The 16614-nt window shown below is 37.9% G+C and carries 17 protein-coding genes; 14 read left to right on the forward strand and 3 right to left on the reverse strand.

What is annotated here, in order from left to right:
- Positions 1 to 199: 199 nt before the first annotated feature.
- The 9 genes from FQ204_RS03690 (at position 200) to FQ204_RS03725 (ending at position 10012) form a co-directional block, all read left to right on the forward strand.
- Positions 200 to 1246 (forward strand): D-alanine--D-alanine ligase, encoded by a 1047-nt coding sequence (locus tag FQ204_RS03690; RefSeq protein WP_144208757.1) that lies wholly within the window; start codon positions 200 to 202, stop codon positions 1244 to 1246.
- A 127-nt stretch (positions 1247 to 1373) separates the two neighbouring features.
- On the forward strand, positions 1374 to 2744 hold the full coding sequence (locus FQ204_RS03695; protein WP_144208759.1) for a UDP-N-acetylmuramoyl-tripeptide--D-alanyl-D-alanine ligase: 1371 nt from the start codon (positions 1374 to 1376) through the stop codon (positions 2742 to 2744).
- Positions 2734 to 3282, forward strand: coding sequence for a DUF1697 domain-containing protein (locus FQ204_RS03700; protein ID WP_144208762.1), 549 nt, complete (start codon positions 2734 to 2736; stop codon positions 3280 to 3282). The genes FQ204_RS03695 and FQ204_RS03700 overlap by 11 nt, the downstream gene beginning before the upstream one ends.
- Positions 3283 to 3288: 6 nt before the next feature.
- A complete protein-coding gene (locus tag FQ204_RS03705) occupies positions 3289 to 3987 on the forward strand; it encodes a TIGR02206 family membrane protein (protein ID WP_144208765.1) in 699 nt (232 codons plus the stop codon).
- A gap of 6 nt (positions 3988 to 3993) precedes the next feature.
- The gene (locus tag FQ204_RS03710; RefSeq protein WP_186286771.1) at positions 3994 to 4674 is read left to right on the forward strand and encodes a TIGR02206 family membrane protein; all 681 of its coding nucleotides are present in this window, start codon (positions 3994 to 3996) and stop codon (positions 4672 to 4674) included.
- A 154-nt stretch (positions 4675 to 4828) separates the two neighbouring features.
- A complete protein-coding gene (locus tag FQ204_RS10475; protein WP_186286767.1) occupies positions 4829 to 4966 on the forward strand; it encodes a hypothetical protein in 138 nt (45 codons plus the stop codon).
- Positions 4967 to 5177: 211 nt separating this feature from the next.
- Positions 5178 to 6722 carry a peptide chain release factor 3 gene (locus FQ204_RS03715; RefSeq protein ID WP_144208770.1) on the forward strand — a complete coding sequence of 515 codons (1545 nt, stop codon included), beginning with the start codon at positions 5178 to 5180 and terminating at the stop codon, positions 6720 to 6722.
- Positions 6723 to 7358: 636 nt separating this feature from the next.
- Positions 7359 to 8267 carry a magnesium transporter CorA family protein gene (locus FQ204_RS03720; RefSeq protein ID WP_144208773.1) on the forward strand — a complete coding sequence of 303 codons (909 nt, stop codon included), beginning with the start codon at positions 7359 to 7361 and terminating at the stop codon, positions 8265 to 8267.
- 200 nt (positions 8268 to 8467) lie between these two features.
- Positions 8468 to 10012 (forward strand): DEAD/DEAH box helicase, encoded by a 1545-nt coding sequence (locus FQ204_RS03725; RefSeq protein ID WP_144208960.1) that lies wholly within the window; start codon positions 8468 to 8470, stop codon positions 10010 to 10012.
- Between the two features lie 64 nt (positions 10013 to 10076).
- On the opposite strand, the gene FQ204_RS03730 is transcribed toward FQ204_RS03725, so the two are convergent.
- On the reverse strand, positions 10077 to 11027 hold the full coding sequence (locus FQ204_RS03730; protein WP_144208775.1) for a tagatose 1,6-diphosphate aldolase: 951 nt from the start codon (positions 11025 to 11027) through the stop codon (positions 10077 to 10079).
- A 168-nt stretch (positions 11028 to 11195) separates the two neighbouring features.
- On the opposite strand from FQ204_RS03730, the gene FQ204_RS03735 reads away from it, so the two are divergent.
- Positions 11196 to 11942, forward strand: coding sequence for a DeoR/GlpR family DNA-binding transcription regulator (locus FQ204_RS03735; RefSeq protein ID WP_144208778.1), 747 nt, complete (start codon positions 11196 to 11198; stop codon positions 11940 to 11942).
- A gap of 68 nt (positions 11943 to 12010) precedes the next feature.
- Here FQ204_RS03735 and lacB read toward each other — a convergent pair whose 3' ends face one another.
- Positions 12011 to 12529, reverse strand: coding sequence for a galactose-6-phosphate isomerase subunit LacB (gene lacB, locus FQ204_RS03740; RefSeq protein ID WP_144208781.1), 519 nt, complete (start codon positions 12527 to 12529; stop codon positions 12011 to 12013).
- Between the two features lie 18 nt (positions 12530 to 12547).
- Positions 12548 to 12979, reverse strand: a complete 432-nt coding sequence (gene lacA, locus FQ204_RS03745; protein WP_003030052.1) for a galactose-6-phosphate isomerase subunit LacA — start codon at positions 12977 to 12979, stop codon at positions 12548 to 12550.
- Between the two features lie 164 nt (positions 12980 to 13143).
- On the opposite strand from lacA, the gene FQ204_RS03750 reads away from it, so the two are divergent.
- The 4 genes from FQ204_RS03750 (at position 13144) to FQ204_RS03765 (ending at position 16563) form a co-directional block, all read left to right on the forward strand.
- On the forward strand, positions 13144 to 13623 hold the full coding sequence (locus FQ204_RS03750; protein ID WP_144208784.1) for a PTS sugar transporter subunit IIA: 480 nt from the start codon (positions 13144 to 13146) through the stop codon (positions 13621 to 13623).
- A 17-nt stretch (positions 13624 to 13640) separates the two neighbouring features.
- Entirely contained in the window at positions 13641 to 13946 is a 306-nt protein-coding gene (locus FQ204_RS03755) for a PTS sugar transporter subunit IIB (RefSeq protein ID WP_003023769.1), read from the forward strand.
- Positions 13947 to 14076: 130 nt separating this feature from the next.
- The gene (locus tag FQ204_RS03760; RefSeq protein WP_003023771.1) at positions 14077 to 15552 is read left to right on the forward strand and encodes a PTS galactitol transporter subunit IIC; all 1476 of its coding nucleotides are present in this window, start codon (positions 14077 to 14079) and stop codon (positions 15550 to 15552) included.
- Between the two features lie 78 nt (positions 15553 to 15630).
- Complete coding sequence (locus FQ204_RS03765; protein WP_144208787.1) at positions 15631 to 16563, forward strand: 1-phosphofructokinase family hexose kinase; 933 nt, start codon at positions 15631 to 15633, stop codon at positions 16561 to 16563.
- Positions 16564 to 16614: the final 51 nt, after the last annotated feature.

Raw genomic sequence — 16614 nt, forward strand, 5'->3', positions numbered from 1 at the left:
ATGGGAGTAGCTCATAGTTTTTCCTCGGGTTCTGTTTGTGTGGTTACTTACAGTTTACACCAATGAAACGCTATGAGTTTTTTTGTTGAACTATATTTTACAATTTATCGATTCAAAAACATTCTAAAATATGATATACTAAAAAGCAGTTAAATTTGTAGATTTTTTCTAAAGATAATAGAGAAAGTTAGGTATAAAAATGCTAAAGCAACAAATCATTCTTCTTTACGGTGGTCGCAGTGCGGAAAGAAAGGTCTCTGTCTTATCAGCTGAGAGTGTCATGCGTGCGATTAATTATGACAAATTCTTTGTGAAGACTTATTTTATCACACAAGCAGGTGACTTCATCAAGACGCAAGAATTTTCAAGCAAACCTACCGACGATGAAAAATTGATGACAAATGATACCGTCATTGAAAGTCAAAAGATTAAACCAAGTGATATTTACGAAGAAGGGGCAGTTGTGTTTCCTGTTCTTCATGGTCCAATGGGAGAAGATGGGTCTATCCAAGGATTTCTTGAGGTGTTGAAAATGCCTTATGTAGGTTGCAATATCCTTTCTTCTAGTGTTGCTATGGATAAAATCACGACAAAACGAGTGTTAGCTTCTGCTGGCATTCCGCAAGTACCGTATGTAGCAGTGGTGGAAGGGGAAGACATAGAAGAAAAAATTGCAGAAGTAGAAGCAAATCTGACTTATCCAGTCTTTACAAAACCGTCAAATATGGGCTCTAGCGTTGGCATTTCTAAGTCTGAGAATCAAGATGAACTGCGCTCTGCTCTTGAGCTGGCTTTCAAATATGATAGCCGTGTCTTGATTGAGCAAGGTGTCAATGCGCGTGAAATTGAAGTTGGTTTACTTGGAAATGAAGGAGCCAAAAGCAGTTTGCCAGGTGAGGTAGTGAAGGATGTTGCTTTTTATGACTACGAAGCCAAGTACATTGACAACAAAATTACGATGGATATTCCTGCAAAACTCTCTGAAGATGTTATTGCCGCTATGCGTCAACATGCAGAAAAAGCTTTCCATGCTATTGGTGGTGTCGGTTTAGCTCGCTGTGATTTCTTTTATACCGACAAGGGTGAGATTTTCCTCAACGAACTGAACACGATGCCAGGTTTCACTCAATGGTCTATGTATCCACTACTTTGGGAAAACATGGGCATTTCTTATACAGATTTGATTGAGAAATTAGTACTTTTAGCTCAAGAAACGTTTACAAAACATGAAAAACATTTGTTGTAAGACAAGATTAAAAGAGCCGAAAGGTTTTTTTTCTATTGTTTTAGTATGTCTTTGACGAGTATATGTAAAAGTCGGTTTTTCTGTGGTATAATGAGAGAGTTAGAGATATTTAATATAGGGGACAAAAATGCAATTAACGTTCTATGAAGTAGCTTCTGTTTTAAAAGCCAAAAATGATGTTCATCAATTTCCAGATTGTGCATTTGGAAAGGCAGAATTTGACAGCCGATTGATTGAAGAGGGAGATTTATTTTTGCCTCTTAAAGGTGCGCGTGACGGGCATGACTTTATTGCGACAGCATTTGAAAAAGGTGCTGCGGCAACCTTGTCAGAAAAAGAATTGGGTGACTATCCTTATATTTTAGTTGATGATGTATTGGCAGCGTTGCAGCGTTTGGCACAGTATTATCTGGAAAAAATGAAGGTAGATGTCTTTGCAGTTACGGGTTCTAACGGTAAGACGACGACCAAAGATATGCTGGCTCATCTGTTATCAACGACTTATAAAACCTATAAAACACAGGGGAATTACAATAATGAAATTGGTCTTCCTTATACAGTTTTACACATGCCAGATGACACCGAAAAGTTGGTTCTGGAAATGGGACAAGATCACATGGGAGATATTCATCTCCTATCCACCATTGCTCAGCCAAAAGTAGGTATTGTGACGCTGATTGGTGAAGCACATCTAGAATTCTTTAAAAGTCGTCATGAAATTGCAAAAGGAAAAATGCAAATTGCTGACGGCATGAAAGACGGGGCTCTTTTGGTTGTTCCAGCGGACAAGATTATCAATGATTTTCTACCAAGTCAGCAAAATGTAGTCCGTTTTGGTCCAGACGAAGATATTTTCCTAACAAAATTAGAAGAACGAAAAGATAGTTTGACTTTTGAGACCAATTTCTTAGATAACGCTATTGACCTTCCGGTAACTGGAAAATACAATGCGACCAATGCCATGATTGCAGCTTATGTAGCCTTAAAAGAAGGGGTAACAGAAGAGGACATTCAAAAAGCCTTTTTGACACTTGAATTAACACGGAACCGTACTGAATGGAAAAAGGCTAAAAATGGAGCAGACATCCTCTCAGATGTTTACAATGCCAATCCAACAGCTATGCGTCTGATTTTGGAGACTTTTTCAACGATTCCTTGTAATGAAAATGGTCGAAAAATGGTTGTTTTGGCTGATATGAAAGAGCTGGGAGCTGATTCTAAACAAATGCACGGAGCTATGATTACCAGTCTCAATCCTGATGTTCTGTCAGAAGTTTTCCTCTATGGTGAGGATATGGCGGCTCTCTTTGCTTATGCTCAGGAAATCTTTCCGCCGGAGAAAGTCCATTATTTAGTAAAAAATGCTGAAAAAGATCAGTTTGCTGACTTGCTAAAAGCTGTTAAAGCAACTCTGAAACCAGCAGATCAAGTGTTGATAAAGGGGAGCAATTCTATGAATTTAGCCACTCTAGTGGAGAAATTGGAGAATGAAGAGTAATCGTCAAGTACAGTATCTTGCTCTTCTTCGCGGCGTCATGCCAACAGGACCAAATCGGATTCCTAAGATGAGTGATTTGGTTCAAATGTTGGAACAATCTGGTTTAGACAATGTTTCAAGCTATATTCAATCAGGCAATGTCATTTGCAAAACGAGTATGTCCGCTGAAGAACTGGCTCAGCACATTCATCAGTTGATTTTGGAGAAAATCGGTGCGAATTTATCCATTATCATAAAGGAAAAGTCAGATTTAGAAAAGGCTGTCCTGCAAAATCCTTTTCCTAGGGAATTGGACCAGTCGAGGATTCATTTGTTGTTTACAAATAATGTTTTATCTACAGAGAGACTCAAAGAAGTGGCAGAAGTGAGCTTTACAGATGAAATATTTGTAACTGGAGAAACTTGTCTTTATATGTATTTGCCAAAAGATGCCAGAAAAAAGAAGTTGAATAATAATTTTCTTGAAAAGAAGTTAGGCATTGTCGCCACAACAAGAAAATTAAGTGTCATAAAAGAATTAACCAATAGGATGGATTAGTAGGAGATGAATCTACAAGAATTATTTACAAGTCATAAAACAGAGCCACCACAATTAAGCCCGTTTTGGTATGGAATGATGTTTTTGGGAATGATTTACGTCATGTATAGTGCTGTAAAATATCATCAAGACAAACGTTATCAAATCTTTTTGAAATGTGTACAGGGGTTACAGATTCTAGTTCTTTATAGCTGGTATGTCACAACCTTATCACCAATCTCTGAGGCACTTCCTTTTTATCATTGTAGATTAGCGATGTTTGCTGTTTTGCTTTTGCCTGATTCTTCAGTTTATAAGCAATATTTTGCTCTTTTAGGGGTATTTGGTCCAATCTGTGCGTTGGTTTATCCGATATTTGATCCATTTGCTTTCCCTCATATCACCTTCGTATCCTATCTGATTGGTCACTATGCTCTTTTGGGGAATTCTCTCACGTATTTGATGAATCATTATGATAGTGAGCAGTTGAGTTTACGGCGAATTGTAGAGATTAGTTTTGGAATGAATCTTTTATTACTATTTGTGAACCTTGTTAGTGGTGGAAATTATGGATTTTTGAAAGTGCCACCTCTGGTGGGAGACCATGGAATGATGGGCAATTATATTTTTGTTTCATTGACCTTGATTTTGGCCATTTGGTCGATTTCTCTTGTCTTTAAACAAATTAGGCAAGAACAAGAAGAAACAGTAAGGCAGGAAAACTAAGTTATGATGAATAATTTTTTTACAACTCAGACAACAGAGCCACCTCCAATACCGCTATTTTGGTATGGGTTGATGATTACCCTTATCTTACTGTCTATTTATGCGGCGGTGAAATATCATGACAATCCACGCTTTATGAAAACTTTTAAATGGCTTCAGATTGCACAGTTGGTTGTTCTTTATATGTGGTATGTTGGCTTTCGGTTGCCATTTGCTAATAGTTTGCCTTTTTATCATTGTCGTTTAGCCATGCTTGCTGTTGTTTTTTTACCAGACAAATGGCGGAGCAAGCAGTATTTTGCTCTAATGGGTGTAAGCGGGGCAGTTTTTGCTCTAGGCTATCCAGTCTTTGACCCTTATGATTTTCCGCATATTACAAGCTTTTCTTTCCTGCTTGGTCACTATGCTTTGCTGGTCAATTCGCTAGTGTATCTGATGAATCACTATGATAAAAAGTTGCTAAAAAAGTATATAATTGTTCTTTTCACTTTTGGACTGGATTTATTTTTAGTAGGAATCAATCAATTAACGGGTGGAAATTATGGTCTCATGGCACGTCCGCCTTTGATTAAAGGGGAGAGTATCTTTTTTAATTATTTGATTGTCTCGACAATACTTTCTGTAGCTTTGATGCTGTTTGATGAATATTTTAAAAGGCGATGGAAAAAGCAATCAAAATTGGTTTAAAATCCCAATCATCATGTCCTATGTCAAGTTTATTTGGCAGGATTTTTTTGTTTTTCCCAATTTGTATTATTCCAATCTTTAAGAGTTATCTGCTGACTGTGACAAGTGATTATATATTGGTGCAGTTTACTCGTAAAATATAGGAGGCTCTATCATGACTTGGTATGTCTTTACTTTGATTTTAATCTTAGCAATTTTTCTCTTAGCTAGTGTTATTGTGAGATTTCAGGAGACAGGCATCGCTCATCAGAGCGATTTTTATATGTTTCAAGCGATTGAAAAAAATCCCTAAATCAGCTATAATGGATAGGTTGAAACAAGTTATACTCTTCGAAAATCAAGTTCAAACTTCGTCAGCTTCACCTTGCTGTACTCCAGTACTGCCTGTGGTTTGCTTTCTAATTTGCTCTTTGATTTTCATTGAGTATTAGGAGCAGTCTAATGTAATAAGAGTTTTCAAATAGAAATTAAAAGCATAAGCAAAAAAAGAAAAAGAGGATATGATGACGATTCAAGACGAAATAAAAAAACGGCGAACCTTTGCCATTATCAGTCACCCGGATGCTGGTAAGACAACTATTACAGAACAATTGCTCTACTTCGGAGGCGAGATTCGTGAGGCCGGAACTGTCAAAGGAAAGAAAACGGGGAATTTTGCTAAATCTGACTGGATGGACATTGAAAAGCAACGGGGGATTTCAGTAACTTCCTCTGTTATGCAATTTGACTACGATGGCAAGCGAGTGAACATTCTAGACACACCAGGGCACGAAGATTTTTCAGAGGATACTTACCGTACCTTGATGGCAGTAGATGCTGCAGTCATGGTAGTTGACTCTGCCAAAGGGATTGAGGCGCAGACTAAAAAGCTTTTTGAAGTGGTTAAGCACCGTAATATTCCAGTATTCACTTTCATGAACAAACTGGATCGGGATGGTCGAGAGCCACTAGATCTGCTGGAAGAGCTGGAAGAAATCCTAGGCATTGCCAGTTATCCGATGAATTGGCCGATTGGAATGGGGAAATCCTTTGAAGGTCTATATGACCTTTATAATGAGCGTTTGGAGCTCTATAAGGGCGATGAGCGTTTTGCCTCTTTAGAAGATGGAGATAAGCTTTTTGCTGCGAATCCTTTCTATGAGCAGGTAAAAGAGGATATTGAGCTTTTGCAGGAAGCGGGAAATGAATTTTCAGAAGAAGCAATTTTGAAAGGTGAATTGACGCCAGTCTTCTTTGGTTCAGCCTTGACTAATTTTGGTGTGCAGACTTTTCTGGAAACCTTCCTCAAATTCGCACCAGAACCGCACGGACATAAAAAAACCGATGGGGAATTAGTTAATCCTTATGACAAGGATTTTTCTGGATTTGTCTTTAAAATTCAAGCTAATATGGATCCAAGACACCGCGACCGTATTGCCTTTGTACGTATTGTATCTGGTGAATTTGATAAGGGAATGGATGTCAATTTGACACGAACTGGTAAAAAAGTAAAACTTTCTAATGTCACTCAGTTTATGGCAGAAAGCCGTGAAAATGTTACCAGTGCAGTAGCTGGGGATATTATCGGAGTTTATGATACAGGAACCTATCAAGTTGGCGATACGCTGACTGTCGGAAAAAATAAGTTTGAATTTGAGCCGCTACCAACCTTTACTCCAGAAATCTTTATGAAGGTTTCTGCTAAGAATGTTATGAAACAAAAATCCTTCCATAAGGGAATCGAGCAGTTGGTGCAAGAAGGAGCCATCCAGCTTTACACCAATTATCAGACCGGCGAGTACATGTTAGGGGCTGTCGGTCAGCTGCAGTTTGAAGTTTTCAAGCACCGTATGGAAAATGAATACAATGCTGAGGTGGTTATGACACCGATGGGCAAGAAAACGGTTCGCTGGATTCGACCAGAAGATCTGGATGAGCGCATGTCCTCCAGCCGCAATATTTTGGCTAAGGACCGCTTTGACCAGCCCGTCTTCCTTTTTGAAAATGATTTTGCCCTCCGTTGGTTTGCGGATAAATACCCAGATGTCAAATTGGAAGAGAAGATGTAACGCACCAAAGTTACTTGATTGCAAAGCAATCTAAGTAACTAACGCCAAGTTCTATATGGAACTTGGCTAGGTGCCTCACTAACTCATCGGCGAAAAAATATCGTTTTCGCCTCTTCGTGTCGTAACCTACCAGAATTGCTTGGTTACGAGTAACCTAAGCAATCTACGCCATGTCCTATGGGACCATGGCTAAGTACCTTACTAACTTCGTCCGATGAATGTTATCGATTCATCGAACTTCGTGTCGTAACGCTGTGCTGACAATGGAACGAAAGTTCTTCTTATTGGACGGTAACCGCTATAGGCGGATTACTTAAAATTATAGTCAAATGCTTTGACGCAGTTAGTAACTCGTTAAAAATATGTTGATTATCATCGCCCATCTTTTAATACCAGTTGCTAGAATGGATTGCCTAATACTCTGTCCAATAAATTCTATCGAGATTTGTCTGATGGTATGTCAAGAGATTCCAAAGCTGTCCACATATTGTGACAAATAGTTGTTAAAATCTGCTCGTTAGGCTAGCTGGCATATGATAGAATAATGGCAATGATTTGCTCAATTGTATGTATTAAATTTTACCAAGGATTGAGTGTCTCTCAGTCCTTTTCCATTGATAATGAAAGGAGAAAACAGTGTTTATCGAAAAAGAATTAAAGAGTGGAATGGCTTGGATAAATTTGGATGCAGATATTTTGAGTCAACATCCAGCTTCTTATAAAGAATACAATATTGATGAAGAAACGATTGAGTATGCGCTGGATAAAAATGAACGAGCTCACATGGACTACAATCGTGAAACAGGAACAGTTGTTTTTATTTTCAATGTACTCAATTTAACAAGAAACAAAAATTACTATGAAACCGTTCCTATGACTTTTATTGTACAGAAAGATAAACTCTTAACAGTTAGCAATAAAGCAAATACTTATGTTGTAGACATGATGAAAAATTATGTTGAACACCATGAGCCTGTGACAGTTTACAAATTTCTATTTGCTAGTTTAGAATTGGTATGTAATTCTTATTATCCTGTGATTGAAAAAATGGATGAAACAAAAGATCATATCAACCAACTATTGCACAAAACAACCACTAAGAGAAATCTCTTTGCTTTAGCAGACTTGGAAACTTCCATAGTCTACTTGGTAGCAGCTGCAAAACAAAATCGTATGCTGTTAGAACACATTAAAGGACATGCAATTTATCGCCATTTAGATGAAATTGAAAAAGAGCAGTTTGACGATGTCATGATTGAAGCTCGACAATTAGTAGCAATGACAGACTTGATTTCTCAAGTTCTCAGCCAACTATCTGGTTCTTACAACAATATTTTGAACAACAATCTGAATGATAATTTGACCGTTTTAACAATCATTTCAGTCCTCTTAGCAGTCCTTGCAGTTATTACGGGATTCTTTGGCATGAATGTGCCACTTCCGTTGTCTAATGATAAAAATGCTTGGATTTATATTGTTGTTATCAGTCTAGTTCTGTGGATTATATTGACCAAAGCTTTGAAATGGTTGGCCAATAAAAAGTAAAATAGTAGAAATCCTATCTTTTTGCCTTTCTTTATGTTATACTAGGTAGGTTGCAAAATAGTCAGCTTTCTCATTCACTTTTGACAAGCAACCAAGATACAGTCTTTTTGATTGGAATACTTGTGTCAGATTTGCTGAATGAAAAGCGAAACATGTTTGATAAGGTAGCTTCGCACTACCTTTTTAGAAAGAAGAAAAAATTGAAATTTAATGAATTACATTTGTCTGCTGAATTGTTAGCAGAAATTGAAAAAGCAGGCTTTGTTGAAGCCAGTCCAATCCAAGAACAAACAATCCCGCTTGCTATGGCAGGAAAAGATGTGATTGGACAAGCTCAGACTGGTACAGGAAAGACAGCCGCTTTTGGTTTTCCAACTCTTGAAAAAATTAACACAGAAAATCCTGTTGTTCAAGCTCTAGTTATTGCACCAACCCGTGAATTAGCTGTTCAAAGTCAGGAAGAACTCTTCCGTTTCGGTCGTAGTAAAGGAGTGAAAGTCCGATCCGTTTATGGTGGGTCTAGCATTGAAAAGCAAATTAAAGCTTTGAAATCAGGTGCTCACATTGTTGTAGGAACCCCAGGACGTTTATTAGACCTCATTAAGCGCAAGGCGTTGAAACTCAATCATGTAGAAACTCTTATTTTAGATGAAGCAGATGAAATGCTCAATATGGGTTTCTTAGAAGACATTGAAGCAATCATCTCACGCGTGCCAGAAGAGCGTCAAACCCTGCTCTTTTCAGCTACTATGCCAGATGCTATCAAGCGGATTGGCGTGAAGTTTATGAAAGAGCCAACGCATGTCAAAATTGCAGCAAAAGAATTGACAACAGAGTTGGTGGATCAATATTATATCCGTGTAAAAGAAAATGAAAAATTTGATACCATGACACGCCTCATGGATGTGGAGCAACCAGAACTTTCTATCGTTTTTGGGCGTACCAAACGCCGAGTTGATGAATTGACTCGTGGGCTTAAAATCCGTGGTTTCCGCGCAGAGGGGATTCATGGCGATTTAGACCAAGGAAAACGTCTCCGTGTTCTTCGTGACTTCAAAAATGGCAATTTGGATGTTCTTGTTGCGACAGATGTTGCTGCACGTGGATTGGACATTTCTGGTGTTACTCATGTTTACAATTACGATATTCCACAAGACCCAGAAAGTTATGTGCATCGTATCGGACGGACAGGTCGTGCTGGTAAATCTGGTCAATCCATTACATTTGTTGCACCAAATGAAATGGGTTATCTTCAAATTATTGAAAGCTTAACCAAAAAACGTATGAAAGGCATGAAGCCAGCAACTGCAGAAGAAGCCTTTCAAGCTAAGAAAAAAGTTGCACTCAAAAAGATTGAGCGAGATTTTGCAGATGAGACTATCCGTAGCAATTTTGAGAAATTTGGCAAAGATGCTCGTAAACTAGCGGCTGAATTTACGCCAGAAGAGTTAGCCTTATATATTTTGAGCTTGACGGTGCAAGATCCAGATACTCTTCCAGAAGTGGAAATTGCGCGTGAAAAACCACTACCATTTAAATATATTCCTGGTGCCAACAAGGGAAATCGGAATAATAAAGGCGGCAATCGCCGTGAACGGGGTAGCAGACGTGACAATTACAAAAAGGGCGCTCGCAATGAGCATTTTGACAAGGAAAAACGCTATCGCAAAGAGCACAAAAAACCTCGCAATACTTCAAGTGAAAAGAAAACAGGTTTTGTCATCCGCAATAAAGGTGATAAATAACTATGCAATAATAAAAAGGCGAACAGAAATTCGTCTTTTTATATTTTTATAAGGAGATACAAAGTTATTTAAATACAACAGGCGTAGCAGTCTCTTGGAGAACTGCATCTAAATCGACAATGTTTTGTTTGCCTACTGTTTCAAGCCATTGAATCGTAGCTGCTTTTCCACCTTCTTGATAGGCTTGGGTAGCACCAGCCCAAGTAGCACGTCCGCAAAGAACACCGTTGAAAGTTGAACCGGATTCTTTAGCAAAGCGGAGTGTATCTTGGAAAAGTTGAGCTGAAACGCCAGCAGATAAGAAAATAAATGGAAGAGAAGTTGCATCACTTTGTTCTTTGTAGAAAGTAGCAGCTTCTTTTTTACTGTAAAGAATTTTATCCTTAGCGAAACCTTCAACGTATTTCATATTGACTGGAACTTCGACTTTGAGAACATCTACGCCAAATCGTTCTTGTGAGTAAAGTTGCATAGCTTCAATGACTTTATAAGGTTTGAGTTTGGCATATTCTTTTTCATCTGTCACCTTGGCGTCATAAGAAACCAACTCAAGGAAAAATGGCATATCTTCGGCTTTGCATTCAGAAGCAATTCGTTCGATAAAGGCTTCTTTAATGTCATTAACCTCTTTCCCTTCGTCAACATCCACATAGAGTAAGACTTTCACAGCATCAGCACCTTGGGCCTTAAGGCGTTGGACCGATACATTTTCGACAAGGTCGGGGAAGCGACCGGGTATAGTTTTGTCATAGCCTGTTTTTTCGTAAGCAACGAGCAATCCAGCATTTTCATCCCGAGCTGCTGCAGCTTTCCAGCCCAATTCTGGGTCAAGTAAAATAGAAGAAGCATACTTGGTTAAATGTTTCGATACTAACACTTTAAATTCTTCCAATTGCTCAATTGGGGTATTTTCGCCCAGCATACGGCGTAAAGCTCCACGTTGGTCAATGGCTAAAGCACCAATGATTCCGCTTTCATCACATAAACATTTTAATTTGTCTTGCTTTATTGTCATGTTTAGACTCCTTTTGTTTTGTACAGTTCAATTATAAAACACAAACAAAACAAAGTCAAACAATAATTTACAAAAATCAAAAAAATATTGTTTTTAATTTTTCAAAATGAATAAATTGTTGTATAATATATTTGAGGAATCTAATAATATAATTAGAAAGGAGACAAAATGAAAGAAGGACGACATAGAGTTATTCTTCAAGAACTGGATCAGCAAGGTGTTGTTTCTGTTAAGAAATTAAAAGAACTGCTGGATGTGACGGACATGACAATACGGCGGGATTTGATTGACCTAGAAAAGCAGGGCTTACTGACTCGCGTTCATGGAGGAGCTCATAAGAGGGTAAAAAATGGCTTGAACGAAGCTTCGCATACTGAAAAAACGATGTTGAATATCAAAGAAAAACAAACAATCGCTCAAAAATGTGCTAATTTGATTTCTTCTGGTGACACGGTTTTTATCGGTTCGGGAACAACGACGGATTTTATCGGAGATTATTTGGCTGATAAAAGTGTGAGTATTGTGACAAATTCGCTCCCTATTTTTGAAAAATTAAAAGACAATCCTAATTGCGATATTATTTTAATAGGTGGTCGGTATCGGGTGAAGACACAAACGTTTGTAGGGCAATTTGCGAATAACTTGTTGAAGGAAATCAAAGTTTCCAAAGCGTTTATTGGTGTCAATGGAATTGACGGTCATAATGTTACGACTGCTAATGAAGAAGAAGGAAATGGCAATGCCATTATTTTGAACAATGCAATCGAAAAATATATTGTGGCAGATAATAGTAAATTTGACAGCTATTCTTTCTATTGTTTCTATCAATTGGATGATTTAGATGCAGTGATTACAGATGACGATATTTCACCTAAGGTCAAGGAAAAGTATAAATCTTATACAAATGTGTTATAGTTAAATAAAAAATAAGAGGTTGAGACAAAAGTTCCCAACCTCTTGTTTTTATGAGTATCAGTTTTTATTTAATCATGGTAGTCTCCGCGAGCCCATTTAGCATTTTCTTCATCAAAAATATGGTCATTTTTAGCGACTTCAGGACTGACTTTGATGCTGTTATCGATTTTTTCGATCAGTTGTTTATTGGCTTCTGTTGGCTCGTACTCTGTTTCAAGAAAGACATCAACGATATTATGAATAAGATTTTGACCAAGAATACGTCCACCAAAAGCGATGATATTTGCATTGAGTTCTTTCTTTGCATAGCGTGCGGTTAGAACGTCACCAACAAGAGCTACACGAGTACCGGGAACTTTGTCAGCAGAAACAGAGATACCGACTCCTGTACCACAAAGGGCAATTCCAAGATCGGCTTTTCCTGAAACAACATTTTCTGCAATCAGACGACCAAAGATTGGGTAATGAGTCCGGTGAAAGTCATAGGTTCCGACATCAATGACTTCATGACCGAGGTCTTTTAAATGTTCAGAAATTTTCATTTTTGTATCTGTTACGATATGGTCACAGCCAAGAGCGATTTTCATAATTTTTCCTCCTACCCTTTAACATAATTTATTAAGCATATCAATGCGAACTTGGTGGCGTCCAGCATCATAGTCAGCTTTTAAATAAGCTTCTGCACAGGCATTTGCCAATTCTTCACCGAGAATAGCTGCACCGAGAGTGATAATGCGTGTAGAATTGTGGCGAATGGTCATCATAGCAGAATGCTCATCTGAAACAGCAGCACAAATGATGCCACGGTGTTTATTTGCAACCATATAAGAACCAACTGCAAAGCGATCAAACAAAATACCACGGGCAGTATCATCTTTTCGTAATTCTTCAACAAGAGCATCTGTCGAGTCGACAAAATCAGCAGCACCTTCTTGTTCGTTGAGATCTTTAATGTCATAACCAAGTTGGAGTAAATGAGTTTTTACTTTATTTTTTAACTCAAAACCATCACGGTCTGTACCTAGTATAACTTTCATTGTTATACCTCCTTTTTTTATTTCACAACAACATCATAACATCTCACGCAAATATTGTCAAACAAAAAATAACATAAAAAAACATAACAAACTATTGACACCGTTTACATATAATGATATACTTTACTTATAAACAAAATAGAACAAAATAGAAGGAGGCTATGATGGAACTTTATCAGTTGTTCGATAAAGATTTAGTCTTTTGTCTGCATGCTGACAGTCAAGAAGAGCTTTTCAATCAGGTTGCAAATCTCCTTGAGGAGAGGCACATTGTAACGTCTTCTTATAAAGACGCCTTGATTGAGCGAGAGAAGTCCTTTCCTACGGGGCTGGACATGGAATTTTTAGGGAAAAATTTGCCGAATGTAGCAATTCCGCATACGGATATTGTCCATAATTTAGCAGAAAAGGTGGTTGTAGTCCGCTTAGATCAGCCGGTGACTTTTCATAATATGATTGTTCCGTCAAATGAAGTACAAGTATCGCTTTTGTTCTTCATTATCAATAATTCTAATGCCAGTCAAACGAATATCTTGGCTCAATTGATGGATTTCTTTACTGCTGACGGCAACCTAGAGTCCTTATCCGAGCTGGATGAGGCAGATAAACTATTTCACTATATATCAGAAACAATAAATCATTAAAAATGGAGGATTTTACAATGATTAAAATTTTAGCAGCTTGTGGAGCAGGAGTAAACTCAAGCCACCAAATCAAAAATGCTCTTGAAGAAGAACTTTCAAATCGTGGCTATGATGTCCAATGCGATGCGGTAATGGTCAAAGATGTGAATGAAGACTTGATAAAAGGTTATGATATTTTCACCCCAATAGCAGCAACGGATTTGGGATTTGAACCGGGGATTCCTGTTATTGAAGCAGGACCAATTTTATTCCGTATTCCAGCCATGAGTGCACCAGTATATGACAATATTGAAGCAGCTATTAAGGAACATGGACTTAGTTAAAGCAATTCATTAGAAAAAAACAAAAAAATGAAAAATTGAAACGCTAGATAAAAACAATTTTTATCTACTGAAATAGTTATTTCACTTTTCATTCACTATCATCCAAAAAATAAAATCGGGAGGATTTTTTATGAATGTCATTATTGACTTAGCGAATCGCTTCTTTAAACCCATTTTGGATATGGGTGCACCAATTATCATGTTGATAGTCTTGACGGTGCTTGCTTTATGCTTTGGAGTGAAGTTTTCCAAAGCCTTGGAAGGTGGTATTAAACTTGCCATAGCTCTTACGGGTATTGGTGCCATTATCGGTATGTTAAATGGTGCTTTCTCGGCTTCACTTGCGAAATTCGTTGAAAATACAGGAATTCAACTCAATATTACAGACGTTGGTTGGGCACCATTGGCGACGATTACATGGGGTTCTGCTTGGACGCTTTACTTCTTACTCATTATGCTCATCGTCAATGTTGTGATGTTAATTACGAAAAAAACGGATACCTTAGATGTTGATATTTTTGATATTTGGCATTTATCAATTACAGGTCTATTGATTAAATGGTATGCGGATAATAATGGTGTTAGCCAAGGAGTGTCGCTCTTTGTAGCAACGCTTGCAGTCGTACTTGTCGGAGTAATGAAAATTATTAACTCTGACTTAATGAAGCCAACATTTGATGACTTGCTCAATGCACCAAGTTCGTCTCCAATGACATCTACTCACATGAACTACATGATGAATCCAGTTATCATGGTTTTGGATAAGATTTTTGATAAATTCTTCCCTTGGTTGGATAAATATGACTTTGACGCTGCAAAATTGAATAAGAAAATTGGTTTCTGGGGTTCTAAATTCTTCATTGGATTTATTCTTGGGATTGTAATTGGAATTATGGGAACGCCGCATCCAGTATCTGGCGTTGCCGAAGCAGCAAAATGGTCACTTGTTATCAAAGGTTGGTTATCTCTTGGTTTGACAGCTGGTGTCTGCTTGGAATTGTTCTCACTTATTGGTTCTTGGTTCATCGCGGCAGTAGAACCTCTTTCACAAGGAATTACAAATGTTGCAACAAAACGTCTTCAAGGACGTAAATTCAATATTGGACTTGACTGGCCATTTATCGCAGGTCGTGCAGAAATCTGGGCATGTGCCAATGTTTTAGCACCAATTATGCTAGTAGAAGCAGTCCTTCTTTCTAAAGTCGGAAATGGTATTTTGCCACTTGCTGGGATTATTGCAATGGGTGTTACTCCAGCACTTCTGGTTGTTACACGCGGTAAGCTTATCCGAATGATTGTATTTGGAACTCTATTGCTTCCGCTCTTCCTTCTTTCTGGAACCCTTATTGCGCCATTTGTTACGGACTTAGCGAAAGGCGTAGATGCATTTCCTAAAGGGGTAGCTAGCACACAATTGATTACCCACTCTACTCTTGAAGGCCCAATTGAAAAATTACTTGGTTGGACAATCGGAAATGCTACAACAGGCGATATCAAAGCTATCTTTGGTGTTATTGTCTTTCTAGTGTTCTATATTGGTATCTTTGCTTGGTATAGAAAACAAATGATTAAGCGAAATGAAGAATACGCTACAAATGCAAAATAGAATAATAAGATAACAATAAGCTGGACTATTCCTTTTGAAATAGTCTGGCTTTTGATTGAAAAAAAGGAAGGAAGAAACATGATTCATTTAGTTTGTCCAAATCCAGCTTTGGATCGGACAGTTTTACTTAGTCAGTTTAAAGAAGATGTGGTCAATCGACCAAGTCAAGTTCACGAGAATGCTGGTGGGAAAAGTTTTAATGTTGCTTATGTCCTGAATTGCGAAAAAGGCGAAGAACAAGGAAATTTTTGCATTCATACAATGTTAGGTGGCAAAATGGGCGAATATATTCAACAATTAAATGAAGAAGACGGTATTCCGCTCGTTGTGACAGAAGTTGATAAAAATACGCGTACTTGTACAATTATGATTGATACAGAATTAGGAAAGACCTATCTTGTGTATGAAGCTGGATTTGAGCTGAATAAGGATTTATTAGAACAATTCACTTCAAATCTTATAAAGCGCATTCAATCTGGAGATAGCGTTGTGTTTTCTGGCTCTTTGATGAAAGGGATGCCAGATGATTATATTGCACAAATTGGTCGTCTTTTGCCAGAAGATGTGAATTTAGTAGTAGACACAAGCGGTGTCGCACTAAAAGCAGCTTTTTCAGCACAACCTGACATTGTAAAAATTAACGATGAAGAATTGGCAGAATTAACAGGATGTCCAGTTGAAACTGCAGAAGAAGCAGCAAAACTTCTCAAAGAATATACTAAAATTCCCTATTTCATTGTGACAATGGGAGGAAAAGGAGTCGTAGCACGTCTGAAAGATGATGTTTTCCAACTGACGTTTCCAACAATTCATGTTAAAAATCCTATTGCGTCAGGGGACTTTTTCCTTGGAAGTCTCTGCCATGCTTTAGAAAGTAGGGGGAGAGTTGATAGAGAAGCTGTCATTTGTGCCTGTGCTTATGCAACAGCTAACTGCCTGCAATGGACTCCAAAAGTAGACCCAGCCGATGTAAAACGAATTGTAGAAGAAATCGAACTAACAACATTGTAAATTCTTTCTACAGTTTATATGATATTTTTTGAATGTATTGACTTAGGAAAT

Origin of the sequence: Streptococcus constellatus (assembly GCF_902167705.1) — a bacterium.
Lineage (GTDB): Bacteria > Bacillota > Bacilli > Lactobacillales > Streptococcaceae > Streptococcus > Streptococcus constellatus_A.